The 19,098-nt window shown below is 60.9% G+C and carries 17 protein-coding genes; 11 read left to right on the forward strand and 6 right to left on the reverse strand.

Annotation, left to right across the window (positions count from 1 at the left end; all coding sequences use genetic code 11):
- Window positions 1-71: 71 nt before the first annotated feature.
- Window positions 72-1,211: a molecular chaperone DnaJ gene (dnaJ, locus tag ACZ5TB_RS00090; RefSeq protein ID WP_464791558.1), complete on the forward strand. Its 1,140-nt coding sequence runs from the start codon at window positions 72-74 to the stop codon at window positions 1,209-1,211.
- A gap of 80 nt (window positions 1,212-1,291) precedes the next feature.
- Here dnaJ and ACZ5TB_RS00095 read toward each other — a convergent pair whose 3' ends face one another.
- From ACZ5TB_RS00095 to ACZ5TB_RS00105, 3 genes are all read right to left on the reverse strand, one after another.
- Entirely contained in the window at window positions 1,292-2,368 is a 1,077-nt protein-coding gene (locus tag ACZ5TB_RS00095) for an alpha/beta hydrolase fold domain-containing protein (RefSeq protein ID WP_464791559.1), read from the reverse strand.
- A gap of 307 nt (window positions 2,369-2,675) precedes the next feature.
- Entirely contained in the window at window positions 2,676-4,478 is a 1,803-nt protein-coding gene (locus tag ACZ5TB_RS00100) for an acyl-CoA dehydrogenase C-terminal domain-containing protein (protein WP_464791560.1), read from the reverse strand.
- 34 nt (window positions 4,479-4,512) lie between these two features.
- Window positions 4,513-4,923, reverse strand: coding sequence for a MerR family transcriptional regulator (locus ACZ5TB_RS00105; RefSeq protein ID WP_464778849.1), 411 nt, complete (start codon window positions 4,921-4,923; stop codon window positions 4,513-4,515).
- 97 nt (window positions 4,924-5,020) lie between these two features.
- Between ACZ5TB_RS00105 and ACZ5TB_RS00110 the strand changes: the two genes are divergently transcribed.
- The 7 genes from ACZ5TB_RS00110 (at window position 5,021) to ACZ5TB_RS00140 (ending at window position 12,522) form a co-directional block, all read left to right on the forward strand.
- Window positions 5,021-5,431, forward strand: coding sequence for a hypothetical protein (locus ACZ5TB_RS00110; protein WP_464778850.1), 411 nt, complete (start codon window positions 5,021-5,023; stop codon window positions 5,429-5,431).
- 53 nt (window positions 5,432-5,484) lie between these two features.
- Complete coding sequence (locus ACZ5TB_RS00115) at window positions 5,485-7,533, forward strand: TonB-dependent receptor family protein (RefSeq protein ID WP_464778851.1); 2,049 nt, start codon at window positions 5,485-5,487, stop codon at window positions 7,531-7,533.
- A 65-nt stretch (window positions 7,534-7,598) separates the two neighbouring features.
- Window positions 7,599-9,218 carry an NAD(P)/FAD-dependent oxidoreductase gene (locus tag ACZ5TB_RS00120; RefSeq protein ID WP_464791561.1) on the forward strand — a complete coding sequence of 540 codons (1,620 nt, stop codon included), beginning with the start codon at window positions 7,599-7,601 and terminating at the stop codon, window positions 9,216-9,218.
- A 281-nt stretch (window positions 9,219-9,499) separates the two neighbouring features.
- The gene (locus tag ACZ5TB_RS00125; RefSeq protein ID WP_464791562.1) at window positions 9,500-9,994 is read left to right on the forward strand and encodes an energy transducer TonB family protein; all 495 of its coding nucleotides are present in this window, start codon (window positions 9,500-9,502) and stop codon (window positions 9,992-9,994) included.
- Between the two features lie 248 nt (window positions 9,995-10,242).
- Entirely contained in the window at window positions 10,243-11,856 is a 1,614-nt protein-coding gene (locus ACZ5TB_RS00130) for a GAF domain-containing sensor histidine kinase (protein WP_464791563.1), read from the forward strand.
- A gap of 25 nt (window positions 11,857-11,881) precedes the next feature.
- Complete coding sequence (locus tag ACZ5TB_RS00135; RefSeq protein ID WP_464791564.1) at window positions 11,882-12,250, forward strand: response regulator; 369 nt, start codon at window positions 11,882-11,884, stop codon at window positions 12,248-12,250.
- Window positions 12,247-12,522, forward strand: a complete 276-nt coding sequence (locus ACZ5TB_RS00140; protein WP_464791565.1) for an Hpt domain-containing protein — start codon at window positions 12,247-12,249, stop codon at window positions 12,520-12,522. Before ACZ5TB_RS00135 ends, ACZ5TB_RS00140 begins: the two co-directional genes overlap by 4 nt.
- A gap of 132 nt (window positions 12,523-12,654) precedes the next feature.
- Here ACZ5TB_RS00140 and rplL read toward each other — a convergent pair whose 3' ends face one another.
- From rplL to ACZ5TB_RS00155, 3 genes are all read right to left on the reverse strand, one after another.
- Window positions 12,655-13,029, reverse strand: a complete 375-nt coding sequence (rplL, locus tag ACZ5TB_RS00145; RefSeq protein ID WP_449471019.1) for a 50S ribosomal protein L7/L12 — start codon at window positions 13,027-13,029, stop codon at window positions 12,655-12,657.
- A gap of 81 nt (window positions 13,030-13,110) precedes the next feature.
- Complete coding sequence (gene rplJ, locus ACZ5TB_RS00150) at window positions 13,111-13,626, reverse strand: 50S ribosomal protein L10 (RefSeq protein ID WP_196225239.1); 516 nt, start codon at window positions 13,624-13,626, stop codon at window positions 13,111-13,113.
- Window positions 13,627-14,441: 815 nt separating this feature from the next.
- Window positions 14,442-16,547 (reverse strand): RelA/SpoT family protein, encoded by a 2,106-nt coding sequence (locus ACZ5TB_RS00155; RefSeq protein WP_464791566.1) that lies wholly within the window; start codon window positions 16,545-16,547, stop codon window positions 14,442-14,444.
- Between the two features lie 111 nt (window positions 16,548-16,658).
- On the opposite strand from ACZ5TB_RS00155, the gene ACZ5TB_RS00160 reads away from it, so the two are divergent.
- From ACZ5TB_RS00160 to ACZ5TB_RS00170, 3 genes are read left to right on the forward strand one after another with little or no spacing between them, the layout of a single operon-like run.
- Window positions 16,659-17,141, forward strand: a complete 483-nt coding sequence (locus tag ACZ5TB_RS00160; RefSeq protein ID WP_196225241.1) for a winged helix-turn-helix transcriptional regulator — start codon at window positions 16,659-16,661, stop codon at window positions 17,139-17,141.
- Between the two features lie 46 nt (window positions 17,142-17,187).
- Window positions 17,188-18,294: a sensor histidine kinase gene (locus tag ACZ5TB_RS00165; RefSeq protein WP_464791567.1), complete on the forward strand. Its 1,107-nt coding sequence runs from the start codon at window positions 17,188-17,190 to the stop codon at window positions 18,292-18,294.
- The gene (locus tag ACZ5TB_RS00170) at window positions 18,291-19,091 is read left to right on the forward strand and encodes a LytR/AlgR family response regulator transcription factor (protein ID WP_196225243.1); all 801 of its coding nucleotides are present in this window, start codon (window positions 18,291-18,293) and stop codon (window positions 19,089-19,091) included. Before ACZ5TB_RS00165 ends, ACZ5TB_RS00170 begins: the two co-directional genes overlap by 4 nt.
- Window positions 19,092-19,098 lie beyond the last annotated feature (7 nt).

Genomic DNA, 19,098 nt, shown 5'->3' on the forward strand with positions numbered 1-19,098 from the left:
CTCGAACCGAACGGTTATGGTAGCCGTTCGTGCCGGGCGAAGCCGAGGGACGTGCGCGCGCCGGGGGCGAGATGAGTAGCGAATTGGACTATTACGAACTGCTCGAGGTCGAGCGCTCGGCTGATGCAGGCACGATCAAGAGCGCCTATCGCAAGCTGGCGATGAAATACCACCCGGACAAAACCGGGGGATGTACCGACGGCGAGGCGCGGTTCAAGGCGGTTTCCGAAGCCTATGAGTGCCTGAAAGATCCGCAGAAGCGCGCGGCCTATGACCGCTATGGCCATGCGGCCTATACCAACGCCCAAAATGGCGGCGGCGGCGGTGGCTTCAACGGGCGTGGCGGCGCGGGCGGCTTTTCCGACCTTGGCGATATTTTCGAGACGATCTTCGGCCAGAGCGGCTTTGGCGGCGGCGGCCGTCAGGCGCAGCGGCGCGGCGCCGACCTGCGCTACGACATGGAGATCACGCTCGACGAAGCCTATCACGGCAAGAAGACCGAGATCGAGATCGAAGTCTCCGCCTCCTGCGAAAGCTGCGACGGATCGGGTGCGCAGCCCGGCACCGGCGTCAAGACCTGCGGCACCTGCGGCGGCCACGGCCAGGTCCGCGCGCAACAGGGCTTTTTCGTCGTCGAACGCACCTGCCCCGGCTGTCATGGCGCGGGCCAGGTCATCGAAAGCCCCTGCCGCACCTGCCGCGGCGAAGGTCGCGTGGACAAGCCCAAGACGCTGTCGGTCAACATCCCGGCCGGCGTCGATGAAGGCACCCGCATCCGCCTCTCCGGCGAAGGCGAGGCTGGCGCGCGCGGCGCACCATCGGGCGACCTATACATCTTCCTACATGTGAAGCGGCATACCCTCTTCGAACGCGACGGCACGACGCTCTTCTGCCGCGCGCCGGTTAGCTTCACCACGGCGGCGCTCGGCGGCTGCATCGAAGTGCCCGGCCTCGACGGCCAGCGGCACGAGATCAAGATCCCGAGCGGCATCCAATCGGGCAAGCAGATCCGCCAGCGCGGCGCAGGCATGCCGGTGCTGAACGGCCGGGGACAGGGCGACCTTGTGATACAGGTCGATGTCGAAACCCCGACCCGCCTTTCCGCCAAGCAGAAGGAACTGCTCGAAGCCTTCCGCGACACGGAAACCGGCGAGGAATGCCCGCAATCCACCGGCTTCTTCAGCAAGCTCAAGGAATTGTGGGGCGACTAAGCGCGCCGTTCCAGACCTGATATCAGAAGGCCGGGCGCAGCATCATCTGCCCCGGCCTTTTTCCTATCGTCGCTGCGCCGCTATTTCCGCAGGTTTCGCAGGAAAAAGTCCGTCATCACATCCAGCGCTTCCTGCGCTTCAGGCAGATTCCGGTTCGCAAAGAAGCAATGGTCCAGACCGTCCCACACATGAAGGTCGGCATCGACCTTGGCCTTGATCAATTCGCGATGCGTGTTGACGGCAGCACTCACTTCGCCCGCGCGCATGGATGTCACCAATAAGGTGGCCGGGAAGAAGCGCAGCACGTCGCTCGACATCATCGGCGACATGAGCGGGTCCGACAGGTCGTGATCGCCATAGTAGAAGCGTTCATCGAGCGTGGCGGGCGTGGTCAAACCCTGCATCGGCTTGAACGAATACCAGCTGTCGCCTGCCCAGCGCGCGTCCGCCGACGCGCAGAATATGCCCGCCGCGCCGGGTGAGGGCAGTTTCACATGCTGGAACCAGGCGATGGCCTGGGCGGTGAGAAGCCCACCTGCGGAGCTGCCGAAAATGCCGATCTGTGAAGGCTTGCGTGTCTTGAGCAGTTCCCGATAGACCGCCGCGACGTCTTCGCTGGCTGCGGGGAAGACGACTTCCGGAGCCTGCCTGTAATCGATGGTCAGGATTTCGAATCCGGTGCGGCTGGCCAGCGGAATGGATTCCTGCAGCCCGCCTCCCGCTGCATTGGCCATGATGAAACCGCCGCCAGGCAGGTTGATCAGGATGTTGCCGCGCTTGCCGCCCGCACTCCGCTTGGCGGGCGTGACCAGATAGCCATGCACGCCGCCCATAGTGACTTCGCGATAGGTGACCTGATGCTGCTCCGCCAGCTTACGGATTGCCGCCGCTGCGCTGCGCGCCATCGTCTGCCGGGCGGCCGGGACGCGCCCCTTTTCGATCAGTTGGGTCAGCATGTCATTGGCGTCGAACGGGCGGCGGGGCAGGGACTTCCGCGCTTCGTCGCTCAGATAGACGGAGGGCGGAAATCGAAACGCTGGCACGTTCACCGTTCCGTCCGCTTCAATTGGATTTGGCTTGGACTGGGCGGAGGCCGGGCTGACGCCCTGCAGGGCGGCCAAGGCGAACAGGCCAACACTATAGATCAGGTGACGCATTACTATCCTCCCCCATAGGATCAGCGGATGATCGCCGCGATCGCTTCCCAGCCCACTAGCTGCGGATATCGTACGTTACGGTTCTATTTATCATGCGTCAACGAAGGATGATGCTTTCCTGGGGCGGTAAGCCACCAAGGGCGCACTTCCTCGTGAGCTGCCCTACATCAACTCCGTCCGAGCCTGTCAAAGCAGTTGTTGCGGTTGAGGGCTTGCTTCGACAGGCTCAGCGCGACCCAATGCAGACCATATACCGCCATAACCATACCACGGCAGGTAGCAGAAACCGCCGGACATCGGCCTCACCTCAAGCCGCCAGAAACATATCCGGATCGATCGCCATCAGGCTTTCCGCGCCACCCTCGATCTTCCGCCGCAGCGCGCCCGCATCCGGCATCACCCGCTCGGCAAAGATGCGCGCCGTGACCAGCTTCGCGTCCAGATAGCGCGCATTGCCTTCGCCCGCTTCCAGCAGCGCAGCAGCAGCCTTCGCCATGCGCAGCCACATGAGGCCCGTCGAAACGATACCGAGGATATGCATATAATGCACCGCGCCAGCCCCTGCATTATTGGGGTTCTGCATCGCATTCTGCATCAGCCACATGGTCGCGGCGCCCAACTGCCCGCTGGCCTTCTCCAGCGCTTCAGCCACGCCCGCCAGCTTCTCATTGCCCTTCGCCTCCGCGACCTCGTCCGCAACGATCTTCAGGAAAGCCTGCAAAGCCCGGCCGCCATTCATCGGCAGCTTGCGGCCGACCAGGTCCATCGCCTGCACGCCGTTGGTGCCTTCGTAGATCTGGGCGATGCGGGCGTCGCGCACATATTGCTCGACGCCATTTTCCCAGATGTAGCCATGACCGCCGAACACCTGCTGGCACATGACCGCAACGTCGAAACCTTTGTCGGTGCCATAGCCTTTCAGCACCGGGGTCAGCAGCTGGACGAGATCGTCGGCGGCCTGCCGTTCCTCCTCGCTCGCGGCGTGCTGCGCCAGATCGACCTGCAAGGCGCCCCACAGCATCAGCGCGCGCAGCCCCTCGGTCAGCGCCTTCGCCTCCATCAGCATGCGCCGCACATCGGGGTGGACGAACAGCGTATCGGCTTTTTCGTCTTTGTCTTGCGGGCCGGTCAGCGCGCGGCCTTGCCGCCGGTCGCGCGCATAATGGACTGCGTTCTGGAACGCGATTTCCGCTTGGCCGAGGCCCTGCATGCCGACCCACATGCGCGCCGCGTTCATCATGATGAACATGGCGGCGAGGCCCTTATTTTCCTCGCCCACAATCCATCCCTTGGCACCGTCATAATTCATGACGCAGGTCGCGTTGCCGTGAATGCCCATCTTATGTTCGAGCGAACCGCAGGACACCGCATTGCGCTCACCCAGCGACCCATCGTCCTTCACGATGAACTTGGGCACCACGAACAGCGATATGCCCCTGCTGCCTTCCGGCGCGTCCGGCGTCTTGGCGAGGACGAGGTGGATGATATTCTCGGTCAGGTCCTGCTCGCCTGACGAAATGAAGATTTTCGTGCCCGTGATGGCATAGCTGCCGTCATCCTGCTTCACCGCCTTGGTCTTGATCAGGCCAAGGTCCGTGCCGGCATGGGGCTCGGTCAGGTTCATCGTGCCGGTCCATTTGCCCGACACCATGTTGGGGATATATTTCTGCTTCTGTTCTTCGCTGCCCTTGGCGAGCAGGGCGGACACGGCCCCGCTGGTCAGGCCATGATACATTTCGAAGCTGTGATTGGCCGACAATACATATTCGCCGACAGCCGACGCGACGACATTGGGCAGGCCCTGTCCGCCATATTCGACCGGCGCGTGCAGCGTGGTCCAGCCGCCCCCGACATAGGTGTCGAACGCCTGTTTGAAGCCCGGTGGCGTCGTGACGCTGCCATCCGGGTTCCGAACGCACCCTTCCTTGTCGCCGACGGCATTCAGCGGAAAGAGTACTTCCTCAGCAATCTTCGCGCCCTCTGTCAGGATGGCATCCACCAAATCCGGCGTCGCGCTCTCAAAGCCGGGCAGATTGGTATAGCGATCAAGGCCCACCACATGGTCGAGTATGAAGCGCGTTTCGCGGATCGGGGCGGAATAGCTGGGCATCAATCTTCTCCGGTTATCTTTTCGTCGCGAATGTTCAGGGCTTGTCGAGAGCCGCGACAAAGCCGGAAAGTTCCGCGATGGCGGCATCTATGTCGCTTTTCTGGCGGGTGAGCAGTTCGATGCGCGCCTTGCATTTGGCGACTGTGACGCGTCGCTGCTCCTCATGCTCCTCATCCGCATCATAAAGGTCGATCATTTCGCGGATCTCGGCGAGGCTGAAGCCGACCCTTTTACCACGCAGGATCCACGCAAGTCGGGCTCGGTCACGGCGCGAATAGATGCGGGCGAGGCCATGGCGTTCCGGTGCGATCAGCCCTTCATCCTCATAGAAACGCAGGGCGCGGGCCGTGACGCCGAACTCGTCCGACAAGTCGGTGATGGTGTAGCTTTGTCGTTCTTTGTTGTCGGGCAATTCAATGCCCGCAATGCTGCTGCGCTGGTCCATGGCGTCTTAGCTAGGAAAGGTTGACGTTAACGTCAAGTATGATCTGGGTCAATTTGACCTGATGACAGAAGCACCGGGGGAGGTTAAGCGGCGCCTGATGACGGGGGCGATCAGACAATCGGAAGTCGCGCGGGGCTTGCTGGCCGCGTTGGCGCTGCTTGTCCTGGCCATCCAGTTGATTACGCCCGCCGGTTTTATGCCGGTTCGTACGGATTGGGGCGTGATGGTGACCCTCTGTACGGGGCAGGGCGCGGTCAGCGTCCTGGTCGATCGTGAACAGACCCCGGGGAAAGCGAATCATTCGCAGGATGACGGCGTCCCCGTTCAGCAACATTGCTCCTTTGCCGCCTCGGTTCAGCCGGTGGTTCCCCCGCTGATACTAGCCGATCTGCCACTGCCAGCGTGGCAAACTGTTTTCGGACCTATCGCATTCGCGCTCAAGACGGGGCTGATCGCCCGACTTGCCGCACCGCCCCCGCCATCATCCGGTCCCCCACTATCCTCCTGAAGCTGTCGTTAATGCTGCGCTGAGCGCGGCACGATTTTCTTGAGGATGAATTCATGTCTGCATTTACCGCCTTGCGCAGCGTGTCGCTGTGCGCCCTTGCCTGTTCGCTGCTTGCCACCCCTGCTTTCGCTGATGAAGCTGGCGATCAGGGTCGTATCATCGTTACCGCCAGTCCGACGGTAGAGGACGCCGCTACCCATATAAGCCGGACGGCGGGCGGCGCCGATGTCGTTGCTGCCAAGGATTTCGAAGACAAGCTGGCCGTATCGCTGCGCGACGCGCTGGCCTTCTCCGCAGGTGTCTACATGCAACCGCGCTTTGGTCAGGAGGTGCGCATTTCGATACGCGGTTCCGGACTGTCACGGAGCTTCCATATGCGGGGCCTCACGCTGTTACAGGATGGCATCCCGATCAACATGGCCGACGACAACGGAGACTTTCAGGAGCTGGATCCGCAGGTGTTCCAGCATCTGGAAGTCTATCGCGGCGGTAATGCGCTGCGATTTGGCGGATCGACATTGGGTGGCGCCATCAATGCGGTCACACCCACCGGACGGACGATGCCGGGCACGGAATTGCGCATAGATGGCGGCTCGTTCGATACGCTGCGTGCGAAGGCGGCCTATGGTTACGCCGATGCTCGTGGTGACGTCTGGGCAGCGATTACCGCCGACAGGTCCGATGGGGACCGCGATCATGGCGCGCGGCGCGCGCTGCGTTTCAACGGCAATGTTGGAATCAAGCTGAACGATCGGGTGGAAACCCGTTTCTATGTCAGCGCCCAGACGATCCGGCAGAAGCTGTCGGGAGCGCTGACCGAAGCGGATGCGCTGAATGATCCGGCAAAGGGCAATTTCGCAGGTGATCAGGCGCGCAACATCGATTCCATCCGGTTTCAAAACCGCACCACGGTTGAACTGGACGGCGGCCAACTTGCCTTTGGCGCATATTTCAATGCGAAGGCTTTGAACCATCCCATTTATCAGGTGGTCGATCAGAAATCAGAGGATCGTGGGCTGTTCGCCAGCTTTGACCTTTCGGGAGAGGTGCAAGGCCTCCCGGTCGAGCTGACCGTGGGGACGCAGGCACGCTTTGGCCATGGTGACTTCCGGCAGTTCGTTAATATCAACGGCAATTCGGGCGCTCTCACGTCCATTCAAAAGGCACGGGCGCGGACGATCAATAGCTATGCGGAGGCGAGGATCGCTCCGGTTCAGGGCTTATGGCTGATCGCAGGTGGCATCTATACGCATGGAGAGAGGCGGCTGGACAATCGCCTGCTGCCTTTACGCAGCGGCGAGGCGAAGTTCGATAGTTTCTCTCCTAAATTCGGGCTTCTGTATGCACCCTCTCAGGCGGTGCAGGTCTACGCAAATTACAGCCGGTCTGTGGAGTTGCCTGGCTTCATCGAACTGGGCCAGATTGCCGCTGGACCAAGTGGGCCGCTGCCCGGCTTCACGCCCCTTGATGCGCAGCGGGCCTGGACGGCGGAAATCGGTACGCGCGGCAGCGTTGGCCCAGCTCGATGGGACATAAGCTTCTATCGCGCGGACCTGAAAGGCGAGTTGCTGCAATATAGTGTCCAGCCGGGCGTCATTCCGGCGGCAACATTCAACGCGGGCCGGACACGGCACCAGGGCATCGAGGCCGCGCTGGACCTGACCCTCGCGCCGTGGGCGACGTTGCGGCAGGTCTACCAGTATAGCGACTTCCGTTTCCGGAATGACGCGCAGTTCGGCGATAACCGCCTACCCGTCGTGCCGCGCCACTTCTATCGCGCTGAAGTGAAACTGGGAACCGATCGCGCCAGCATCGCTCCGGCTGTGGAATGGGTGCCGCAGGGTGCCTGGGTCGATTATAACAATAGCAAGCGGGTTGATGACTATGCGACTTTCAGCCTCGGGGCGCAGGCGCAGTTGACGAAGGGCATCAGCCTGTTCGTCGATGCACGCAATCTGACGGGTAAGCGAGCGATAGGCGATATCGGAGCGCTCGTAAGCTACAAGCCGGATGATCCACTTACGCCGGGAAACCAGGCCAGTGCGGCCTTCTATCCCATCGAACGCCGGGCGGTCTACGCGGGCCTGCGCGCGCGTCTCTGAAAAGGCAGCGGCCTATCCTCATGAGGGGGTGGAGCGGGGCGGTAAATGGGGCTAGAGGCGGCGCCATGTTGCGTCTCTCCGGCCTCAAGCTGCCCCTCGACCACCCGGCCGATGCGATGCCTGCCGCCATTTGCGAGCGGCTGGGAATTGAGGCATCGGACCTCCTACGCCATGTAATCGTGCGCCGGGGCAATGATGCCCGGCGAAAGAGTGCAATCCAGCTGGTTTACACCGTCGATGTCGAGCTGGTGGACGAGGCTGCGGTGCTTGAACGGCTTGGGGGTGACCATGACGTTCGCCGCCGCCCGGACACCGACTACCGCTTTGTCACGCATGCGCCGCAAGGCTGGTCGGGGAAGCGCCCGGTCGTCGTGGGCGCAGGTCCATGTGGGCTTTTCGCGGGACTGATCCTTGCGCAGATGGGCTTCCGGCCCATAATCCTCGACCGTGGCAAGGTTGTGCGGGAGAGGACCAAGGATACCTGGGGCCTTTGGCGGCGAGCCGAACTGAATCCTGACAGCAATGTCCAGTTCGGGGAAGGTGGCGCGGGCACCTTTTCGGATGGCAAGCTTTATTGCCGTGTGAAGGACCCGCGTTTCCTGGGCCGCAAGGTGCTGGAGGAATTTGTCGCGGCGGGCGCGCCTGAAGACATATTGATCGAAGCGCATCCCCATATCGGGACGTTTCGCCTCGTCAGCATGGTCGAAAGCCTGCGCCGGCAGATCGAACAGCTGGGCGGCGAATATCGCTGGCAGCACAAGGTCGATGAACTGGAAATGGAGCGGCAAGGCGACGGAACGCAGCGCCTGCGCGGACTGCATCTTTCCGACGGCAGCTTTATAGAGGCCGACCATGTTGTGCTTGCCGTCGGACACAGCGCCCGCCCGACTTTCGAGATGTTGCACCGGCGCGGTGTTCATATCGAAGCCAAACCCTTTTCGATCGGGGTACGGATCGAGCATCCACAAAGCTGGATCGATCGAGCCCGCTACGGCAATTGCGCGGGTCACCCGGTACTTGGAGCGGCAGCCTACAGCCTTGCACATCATTGCGAGAATGGCCGCACCGTTTACAGCTTCTGCATGTGTCCGGGGGGGCGCGTGGTCGCTGCCACGTCTGAAGAAGGGCGTGTCGTCACCAACGGCATGAGCCAATATAGCCGTGCGGAATTCAACGCCAATTCAGGCCTGGTGGTTGGCATAGAGCCGGAGCGTGATTTCCCCGGAGGGCCTTTGGCGGGCATCAACCTTCAGCGGCATTGGGAAAGTCAGGCCTTTGTCGCGGGCGGCTCCTCCTATTGGGCGCCAGGCCAAAAGGTTGGCGATTTCATGGCGCGGCGTCCCTCCACGGCGCTGGGGGAGGTCGTTCCTTCCTACAAGCCGGGCGTCACCATGACCGATCTGTCCCTTTGCCTGCCTGACTTTGCGATCGACGCCTTTCGCGAGGCGCTGCCTGCATTTGGCCGACAGATTGCCAATTATGATCACCCCGATGCGGTCATGACTGGTGTCGAAACCCGAACCTCATCCCCCATCCGCATCACACGCGGCAAGGATTTTCAGAGCCTGAATGTGGCCGGACTTTACCCGGCTGGCGAAGGCGCAGGCTATGCAGGCGGCATATTGTCGGCGGCCATTGATGGCATCAAGGTTGGGGAAGCCGTCGGCCTGGCGATTTCCACCTGAGTCGTGCAGCGTTACCGTACGGGAAGCCCATCAAAATCCAATGAGGGTGGCGGTTTAACGCTGTCTTCTGGCAAGCTCAAACAAGTTAAGCGCGCAAGTTACTTTTGATCGATAAATTAAGCCCCGATGAAATAATTCTTATACCCATGACTTCATTGGCGATAATTTGTTACCCGGCCACGCGGCTTTGCAATATATAAGCAGCCGCTGCTCTCGGCTGGTCCGACGCTGCCGCAGCGGCCTTTCAGTAAAAAATTGCTAGAGAACCAGAGGAGGCCTCTATGTATGCCAAGCCTGTGATGGCGGCGCTTTGCGTCTGCTTGGCGGTGCCGATGGCGGCAGATGCCAGGCAGGGATCTGGGCAACTGACGGTGGTAGCACCCGATAAAAGCGCCATAAGCTATGAAAAGTGGACGGATCGGACAGCATCAAGATTGTCGCGGAGCATCCGTCAGGCAACGTCCCTTTATCGTGACGGAGGATCGATCGGATATTCCCGCGTGCAGTTCCGGCTGAGCGAACAGGGTCGGCCGGAAAATATTTCTCTGGCGGGCTCTTCGGCGTCGCGCAGTGTCGATCGCATATCGATGCGCGCTATCCGATCGATGGGATCGCTTCACCCCTTACCGCAGGAGGTGCGCCCTGGGTCGAAGTTCGAGGCATGGGTGATTGTGGCGAATGATGCGACGGAGAGGGACAATATGCTGAGTAGTTTGCGCGCTCAACACTTTGCGCAGGCGGCCGCCGATCGGCCGATCCTGCTAGCGGCGCGCTAGATAGTGAAAGAGGCGGCTCCAGGCGCGCGGCATGAAATGTACGTCTTGAGCAGCGTGACACTTACCGTCAAAGGCGGCGTTCCCCATGCCATGCGCCGCCTTCATTTTGATCTTCACAATGGCACCGGCTTTACCCGCGATCATCTCGATCCCGACCCGCTTTAACATTCATCCTCAAGGAAGGTGTTGATTTCATTCCAGTTAAGGTGTCGATTGGTGCCGTGATCATGAGCGGGACCTGAGGACCGATGCCAACGATGCAGGAGCGCCAGCCCGAGGGCACCGAGGCGGTGAAGCCTCCCATCCCGGCGGATGAGGCGGATCGATTGCGAGCACTGGAACATTATCGGCTTGGCGGCATCGGTCGGGAACGTCCGTTCGACCATATAACCCAGTTCGCAGCTGACCTGTTCGATGTGCCCATGTCGCTGGTGTCGATCGTGGGATCTGACACGCAATGTTTTCGCGGTGCGTGCGGCATCGATGAGACCCACACCTCGCGGGATGTCGCTTTTTGCGCCTTCGCGATCCTGCAACCCGAGGTCATGGTGGTGCCGGATGCGACGAAGGATCCGAGGTTTCGCGGCAACCCATTGGTCACGGGGCCGCCGCATGTCCGCTTCTACGCCGGTGCGCCCTTGCGGGTGGCCAATGGCCAGCCGCTCGGGACCTTGTGCATCATCGATTACGAGCCGCGTGATTTCAGCGAGGCGGATCGGCAGCGTCTAGCCCAGCTGGCACGAACGGTGATCGACCTCATAGAATTGCGGGTCGAAGGATTTGCGGCTGACGAACATCGACGCAAGCTTGATGACGAACGCCAGTTGCTGAAGCTGACGGTGGAGAATGTGAGCGGCGGCGTCGCGGTGGTAGATCGGGACCTGCGGCTGATGCTGTGGAATCAGGCCTTCGTCGATCTGTTTGACTATGCTCCCGATAGCGTGACGGGCGGAAGGGATGCGCGTGAACTTATCCGCCTGACCGCGCAACGCGGCGAACTGGGACCCGGCGACCCGGATCAGATCGTCGCGGGCTTTGTCGAGTCCATCCGCACGAGCGACAGTCGTCGGTTGGAGATTCAGCGCAGGGACGGTCGCATCATCGATATCCGCCGGGAATCGATCCGTGGTGGGCGGTTCATCATGACGGCGCGGGATGTGACGCAGGAGCGGCAGATCAGCCGCCTGAAGGACGAACTGGTATCGACCGTCAGTCACGAATTGCGTACGCCGTTGACCGCTATCTCCGGCGCATTGGGACTAATGGCGGGTGGCGCCGCTGGGGAGTTGCCTGACAGGGCCAAACAACTGGTCGCGATCGGCAGCAAGAATGCGGAGCGGCTGATTCATCTGGTCAATGACCTGCTCGACATGGACAAGCTTCAATCCGGGAAGCTGGTCTTTCATTTTGACGAGCGGGAATTGGGCTTGCTGCTGACCGAGGCCATCGAGCAGATTGGGCCATATGCGGAGCGTTTCGGCGTTAAGGTTGAATTCGACCGCCCGGGCGAAGCGGTCGTCGCGAAGGTTGATGGCAATCGCCTGTGTCAGGTGATGACCAACCTATTGTCCAACGCTTGCAAATTCTCGCCCTCGGGTGGGACCGTCCATGTCTGCCTTGAGCGGGCGGGGGATGTCGCGCGGATCAGCGTTGCTGACGAGGGGCCGGGGATTTCGCCGGAGTTTCGTGCGCGGCTGTTTAAGCGTTTCGAGCAGGAAGATGGTGCGCATCAGCATGGCCATGCGGGCACCGGCCTTGGCTTGGCGATCAGCAAGGGCATCGTAGAGGCGCATGGCGGAAGCATCGCGCTGGATTCGGCGGCGGAAACAGGGGCAACGTTTATTGTCGAATTGCCGCTGTGATGCCGAATTGACAGAAAGGCCCGAGTTGACCCGCATTCTTTATGTTGATGACGAGGCAGACCTGCGGGAGATCGCGGCCATGTCGCTTGAGCTGGACCTGGAGTTCGAGGTGCGAACGGCGGCCTCGGGTGCAGAAGCGCTGGAGCAGGCGAGGCAGTGGCAGCCTGCTCTCATCCTGCTTGATGTGATGATGCCGGGCATGGATGGGCCTGCGACTTTGGCGGCGTTGCAGGTTGAGCCCGCCACCGCGACAATTCCCGTCGCATTCATCACGGCCAAAACGCATCCACGGCACGTGACGAACCTCAAGGCGCTCGGTGCGCGGGCCGTGCTTGCCAAGCCGTTCGACCCGATGAGCCTTGCGGGGACCGTGCGGACATTGCTGGAGCCATGAGCGACGCCGAAGCGCAAATGCAGAAGTTGCGACAGCGCTTCCATGCGCGGGCCGCGTCCGATCGGAGTGCCATCATTTCGGCGCTTGAAGCCGGGGATCGCTCCCGCCTTTTGCATCTCGCCCATGGATTGGCGGGCGTGGCCGGGATTTTTGGCTATGCCGATATTGGCGGTCATGCGTCCGCGTTGGAGGAGGCTTTGGACGCGGGCGTTGGTGATGCGGCCGTAAAGGGACTTGGGCAGGCGCTGATAGAAGCGCTGGGGCGCGTTTAGGGTCGACTGATCCAGAAGGACTCAGGCAGGCTGCTGCGCTGTATCCGTATAGAAAAAGGGCGGCATCCGAAGACACCGCCCTTGTTCCAGCTGAGCTGGATCGGTGCTCCGCGCGAAGTGGAGCAAAACCGATTACTTGAGCTCGACAGTCGCGCCGGCTTCTTCCAGCTGCTTCTTGATCTTCTCGGCTTCGTCCTTGCTGGCGCCTTCCTTGACGGCCTTCGGCGCGCCTTCGACGAGCGCCTTGGCTTCGGTCAGACCCAGGCCGGTGATGGCGCGGACTTCCTTGATGACGTTGATCTTCTTGCCACCGTCGCCGGTCAGGATCACGTCGAATTCGGTCTGCTCTTCAGCAGCCGGAGCAGCGGCGCCAGCAGCCGGACCGGCTACAGCGACAGCAGCGGCGGCCGAAACGCCCCACTTTTCTTCCAGAGCCTTCGACAGCTCAGCGGCTTCGAGGACGGTGAGGGCCGAAAGCTGATCGACCAGTGCGTTGATGTCTGCCATGTTACTATATTCCCTTCTGGGCGGGGCATGAGCCCCTCAATTGAAAGTTGATAACCTGTCTTGTCGGTAGGACTGCGGCGATTAGGCCGCGTTCTTTTCCGCATAGGCGTTGAAGACCCGCGCGAGCTGCGCAGCCGGTGCCTGGGTGACGGTTGCAAGCTTGGTCGCGGGTGCAACGAGCAGCCCAACGATCTTCGCACGCAGTTCATCCAGCGACGGCATCGAGGCGAGCGCCTTGACGCCCTCCGCGTTCAGCAGCACTTCGCCCATTGCGCCGCCAACGATCTCAAGCTTGTCGTTGGTCTTGGCGAAATCGACTGCAACCTTGGCGGCTGCAACCGGATCGGCAGAGGAGGCGAGGCCAACCGGACCAGTCAGCAGGTCGCTGAGGTTGGTGTAGCTGGTGCCTTCAAAGGCGATCTTGGCGAGGCGGTTCTTCGTAACCTTGTAGGTGCCACCGGCTTCCCGCATCTTCTGACGCAGCTGGGTCGACTGGGCGACCGTCAGCCCGAGGTTGCGGGTCACGACGACCACGCCAACTTCTGCCAGATGTGCGTTCAGCGCGGAAACGACCTCAGCTTTCTGATTACGATCCATGCCATTCTCCACTTCATGTTCGCTGGCGAACCAGCAAACGACTAAAACCCGCGCGAACGCGGGGCACTTAAAGTCCGAAGGGGAGAGATCGACTGGCCCGTATCCCTTGAGGAGAACAGGCAGACCCGGACAGGGCACAAGGCCCGGCCGGTAAAGAGCTTTTCCCCGTCTAGGCCGGAAATTAAGAAGGGCAAATTCCCTTCACCGACTGTCTCGGACGGAAGACCCCGAAGGGTCTGCTGCGGGGCCCTCTACAGAATTGGAGGTTTCCTGTCACGCGAAAGTTGAAAGTGACGTAGGGACTGGCGGAAAAGCGCCATTTTTGTCCCGAAGTTCACACCATATGCGCGCGCGTGCCCGGGCGCGCGTGGGCGTCATGGGAAGCGGTTCGACGTTTCAAAGACGGCTGGGGGATAAGCGGGTTGGGCTGTGTAGGACAGCGGGAATGGGAGGTGTTGGGGGGAATAGGATGGTTTTTTTGTGGGGTGTGGTTTGGGGGATACAGGTGGGGATGGCTTGCGACTGATAGGAACATTCCCTCTCCCCTTCAGGGGAGAGGGTGCCGAGCGAAGCGATGGCGGGAGAGGGGCCATAAGGAGCTGCGGCTCGTCATTCCCCTCTCCCCGGCCTCGATGAGAGTCACGCGCCTCTCACCGACCCCTGAAGGAGAGAGGGAGAAGATCTGCGGTCAGCGCTTTTGCCCGAGATGCCAGCCTTTGTTGGCGTGCTGCTTAAGAATAAGATCTTGCGTTGCGCTAGCCCACCCCCCGGCCCCCTCCCGCTTGCGGGAGGGGGAGCAGGTACGCCTTCGCGGATTAAACCCGGTCGGCCTGTACTACCGCGTCCAATGCTCGCAATGCCGAGAGGATGCGGTTCAGGTGCTGGGCGTCGTTGACCTCCAGGTCGATAATGTCGGTGTGGAACGGCCCTTCGCGATTTACCAGCTGGAGGTTGAGAATGTTCGCCTTGGTCGCGCCGAATACGTTGGCGACGGCAGCGAGCGCGCCGGGCTGGTTCTTGACGATGACCTGGAGCCGCGCGGTGCCGCCCTTGGACTTGCTGTCCCAGCTGAGATCGACCCAATCGTCGTCCTGCCCGGCTTCGAGCGACCGGCAGTCAATGGTGTGAACCTCGATCGGTTCGCCCGTGCGGCGCACGCCGACGATGCGGTCGCCGGGTACGGGGTGGCAGCAGTCGCCCAGATTATAGGCGATGCCGGGTGTCAGGCCACGGATCGAGACGGGCGCGTGCTGGCGCGGATGGGCTTCCTCAATCCCGTCTACGCTGGTGGAGCCGGGGATAAGAGCCTCCATCACCTCTGAATCGAGCAGGCGATGGGTGGCGATGGCCACCATCAGAGACGCCCGGTCATCCAGCTTCAACCGCTTCAGGGCAGCCTTCAGCGCCTTGTCACCCAGTTCGCTCGCCAGTTCGGGCGAGAAGCGGCCGATGATTTCCTCATAGAGCTTCTCACCCAGCGCAACTTCTTCGCCGCGCTGTTTCTGCCGGATATAGCGACGGATGGCGGCGCGAGCCTTGCCGGTGATGGCGAAGGTCAGCCAGCCGGGTTGCGGTTCCTGCCCTTCCGATTTCAGGATTTCGACCTGATCGCCATTTTCAAGGCCGGTGCGCAAGGGCACGACGCGGCCGTTTACCTTGGCGCCGACCGTCTGGTTGCCGAGCGAGGTATGGACGGCATAGGCGAAGTCCACCGGCGTTGAACCTTTGGGCAACTGGTGCAGCTCGCCTTTGGGCGAGAAGGCGAAGATGCGGTCCTGATACATCGCCATGCGGGTATGTTCGAGCAGCTCGTCTGCATCCTGGCTCTGCTCCAGGATTTCGACGAGGTCGCGCAGCCATGCGGCATGATGGTCGGCCGCGTCGCCCTTCTGCTTGTAGGCCCAGTGCGCGGCCAGGCCGAGTTCGGCGTCGTTGTGCATGTCGCGGCTGCGGATTTGCACCTCGATCCGGGCGTTATCCTGGTGGATCACCGTGGTGTGCAACGAGCGGTAGCCGTTGCGCTTGGGCGTGGAGATGTAATCCTTGAACCGGCCCGGCACCATTTTGTAGGTCTGGTGGATGACGCCCAGCGCGCGGTAGCAATCCTCGGTCGTTTCGGTGATGACGCGGAAGGCCATGACGTCGGTCAGCTGTTCGAAGCTGATGTGCCTTTCCTGCATCTTCTTCCAGATGGAATAGGGATGTTTTTCGCGGCCCGACACGGTGACAGGCAGGTCCTTGCTGCCCAACAGCAGTTGCAGTTCGGCGCCGATGCGGTCGACCTTGTCATGGCCGCCTTCCTTCAACTGCTCCAGCCGCTTGGTGATGCTGTCATAGGCTTCGGGCTCAAGCTCGCGGAAGGCGAGCAGCTGCATTTCCCGCATGAAGTCGTACATGCCGATCCGCTCGGCGAGCGGGGCGTAGATGTCCATCGTCTCACGCGCGATGCGGCGGCGCTTGGTCTCATTCTTGATGAAGTGCAGCGTGCGCATATTGTGGAGGCGGTCGGCGAGCTTCACCAGCAGCACGCGGATGTCGTCCGACATGGCGAGCAGGAATTTGCGCAGATTTTCCGCCGCCCGCTCGTTTTCCGACATTGCCTCGATCTTCGACAGTTTGGTGACGCCATCGACCATCTTGGCGACGTCCTTGCCGAACGCGCTTTCGATCTCGTCATAGGTGACGAGCGTGTCCTCGATCGTATCGTGCAGCAGGGCCGTGACGATGGTCTGGTCGTCCAGACTGAAATCCGTCAAAATACCAGCGACTTCAATCGGATGGCTGAAATAGGGGTCGCCGCTGGCGCGCTTCTGGGACCCGTGTTTCTGGACGGAAAAGACATAGGCGCGGTTGATCATCGCCTCGTCCGCATCCGGATCGTAGCGCTTCACCCGCTCAACAAGTTCATATTGACGCAGCATCGTGACCCGATTGTCCGGGAAGCATCTTGCTGTGCAACAAAAAAATCCCATCTTTGGACAAAATGGCTGCTCTTTTGCATGGGCTGTGGCTTTGAGCTATCTAGACGGACGATGAAACATAATCTGGCGCAGGACCTGGAACAGTGCGCGCTTCCCAGCGCGCTGGAAGCGATGGGCGAGCGCTGGTCGTTTCTCATCTTGCGCGGCGCATTGTCGGGCATCCGGCATTTTGAAGATTTTCAGTCCTCGCTCGGCATTGCGCGCAACATCCTGGCGAACCGGCTGTCCCGGCTGGTCGAGAATGGGATCATGCTGCGCCAGCCCATGCAATGCGACCGGCGCAAGATCGAATATCGGTTGACGGAAAAAGGGCAGGAACTGGCCCCCGTCATGATCGCGCTGCGCCAATGGGGTGAGAAATGGGGATGCGGATCGCCGTCTTGTCAGGTGCTGGCGGACAAGCGCGATGGCCAGCCGATACGCCGGGTGACCATTCAGGCGCATGACGGCCGACCGCTGGAATTAAGGGACCTTGTCTGGCTATGCCCGGACGAGGTCACGCCGATGGATCAGGAAGCTGCTACGGCGGCGTAACTTGGGTGGCTTCACCCTGAACCTGAATTCGCCTAGGCTGGCGGCGATGTCTGTTCAACCTATTCAGCCTCAGCCCTTTTTCGCTGACAAGAACCGCGCTTTCTGGAACCTGCAATCCGTCGGATGGGCGGGAGCGTTCCTGCTGCGCGGGTCGTCCACCATCGCCAATGGGCAACCGCTTTCCAGCCTGATCCCGGTGATGATTTCCACCGTGTCGGGCTATTCGGTGACCCTGCTGATCGCGGTCATCTTCCGATTTCTGCAACGACAGCGGCCGATCATCACCTGGGGTGCGTCGATCGTGACCGTGGTAATGGCGGCGGGTCTGGTCGCCTTTATCGACGCCTGGGTTTTTTCGACCCAGAACCGGGCGAGCGAAACGGCGGGTCTGCAACTCTTCCTTGGCGCCTTTTATCTCAGCATAACGTTGCTGGGTGCCTGGTCGGCGCTTTACTACGCCATCAACTTCTACCTTCAGGTGGAGGAGCAGGCGGACCAGCTGCTGCATCTGGAAAATCAGGCGTCGAGCGCGCAACTGGCGATGCTGCGTTATCAGCTCAATCCGCATTTCCTGTTCAATACGCTGAACAGCATATCGACGCTGGTGCTTTTGAAGCAGACGGATCGCGCCAATGCGATGCTGTCACGCCTGTCGTCCTTTTTGCGCTATACACTGATTAATGAACCCACAGCGCAGGTGACGATCGAGCAGGAGGTGGAGACGCTCAAACTCTATCTGGAGATTGAGAAGATGCGGTTCGAGGACCGCTTGCGGCCGGTATTCAACATCGATCCGGCCGTCGCACAGTCACGATTGCCTTCCCTGCTGCTCCAGCCGCTAGTGGAAAATGCCATCAAATATGCGGTCACCCCCAAGGAAGAAGGCGCCGAAATCTCCATCACGGCGCAGCCTGCCGGTGAAAATGTCCGGATCGTCGTATCGGATAGCGGCCCGGGATTGAACGAGGGGTTCACTCGCCCGAACATCGCAATGAGCGAGGGGACAGGCGTTGGCCTGGCGAATATCCGCGATCGCCTGATTCAGGCGTTCGGGGAACGACAGAGCTTTGAAACGCGTTCCACGCCAAGCGGCTTTTCGGTCCATATCGAAATGCCGCTTAATCTGGATGAACCATCGAAAGTGGCCGCATGACCATCAGAACAATCCTCGTCGATGACGAAAGCCTGGCTATTCAAGGCCTCAAGCTCCGTCTGGAAGCGCATGAGGATGTCGAAATTGTTGAAACCTGCTCGAATGGCCGTGAAGCCATCCGCGCCATAAAGACGCATAAACCCGATCTTGTGTTCCTCGACATTCAGATGCCGGGATTCGATGGCTTTTCGGTCGTTCAGGGCCTGATGGAAGTCGAGCCGCCGCTGTTCATCTTCTGCACCGCCTATAGCGATCATGCGATTCGTGCCTTTGAGGCGCAGGCGGTGGATTATTTGATGAAGCCGGTGGATGAGGGTCGCCTTGCGGATGCGCTGGACCGGGTGCGCCAGCGCCTGTCGGAAAAGAAGCAGGTGCAGGAAGCGGAGAAGCTGCGCGAGGTGCTGGCCGAGGTCGCGCCCGATGCCATGAACGATTTCAACGCGGACGAAGAGGCGCCGTCTTCAAACCGGTTCGAGAAGCTCATCAACATCAAGGACCGGGGGCAGATTTTCCGCGTCGATGTGGACTCGATCGAGCGGATCGACGCTGCGGGCGACTATATGTGCATTTACACGGCGGATAATTCGCTCATCCTGCGCGAGACGATGAAGGATCTGGAGAAGCGGCTCGACCCGCGCAATTTCCAGCGGGTGCATCGGTCGACCATCGTGAACCTCAGCCAAGTGCGGCAGGTGAAGCCCCACACCAATGGCGAATGCTTCCTGGTGCTGGAATCAGGCGCTCAGGTGAAGGTCAGCCGGTCGTACAGGGATGTGGTGGCCCGCTTCGTCCATTGAGGGCGCG

Source organism: Sphingobium sp. TomTYG74, assembly GCF_055393875.1.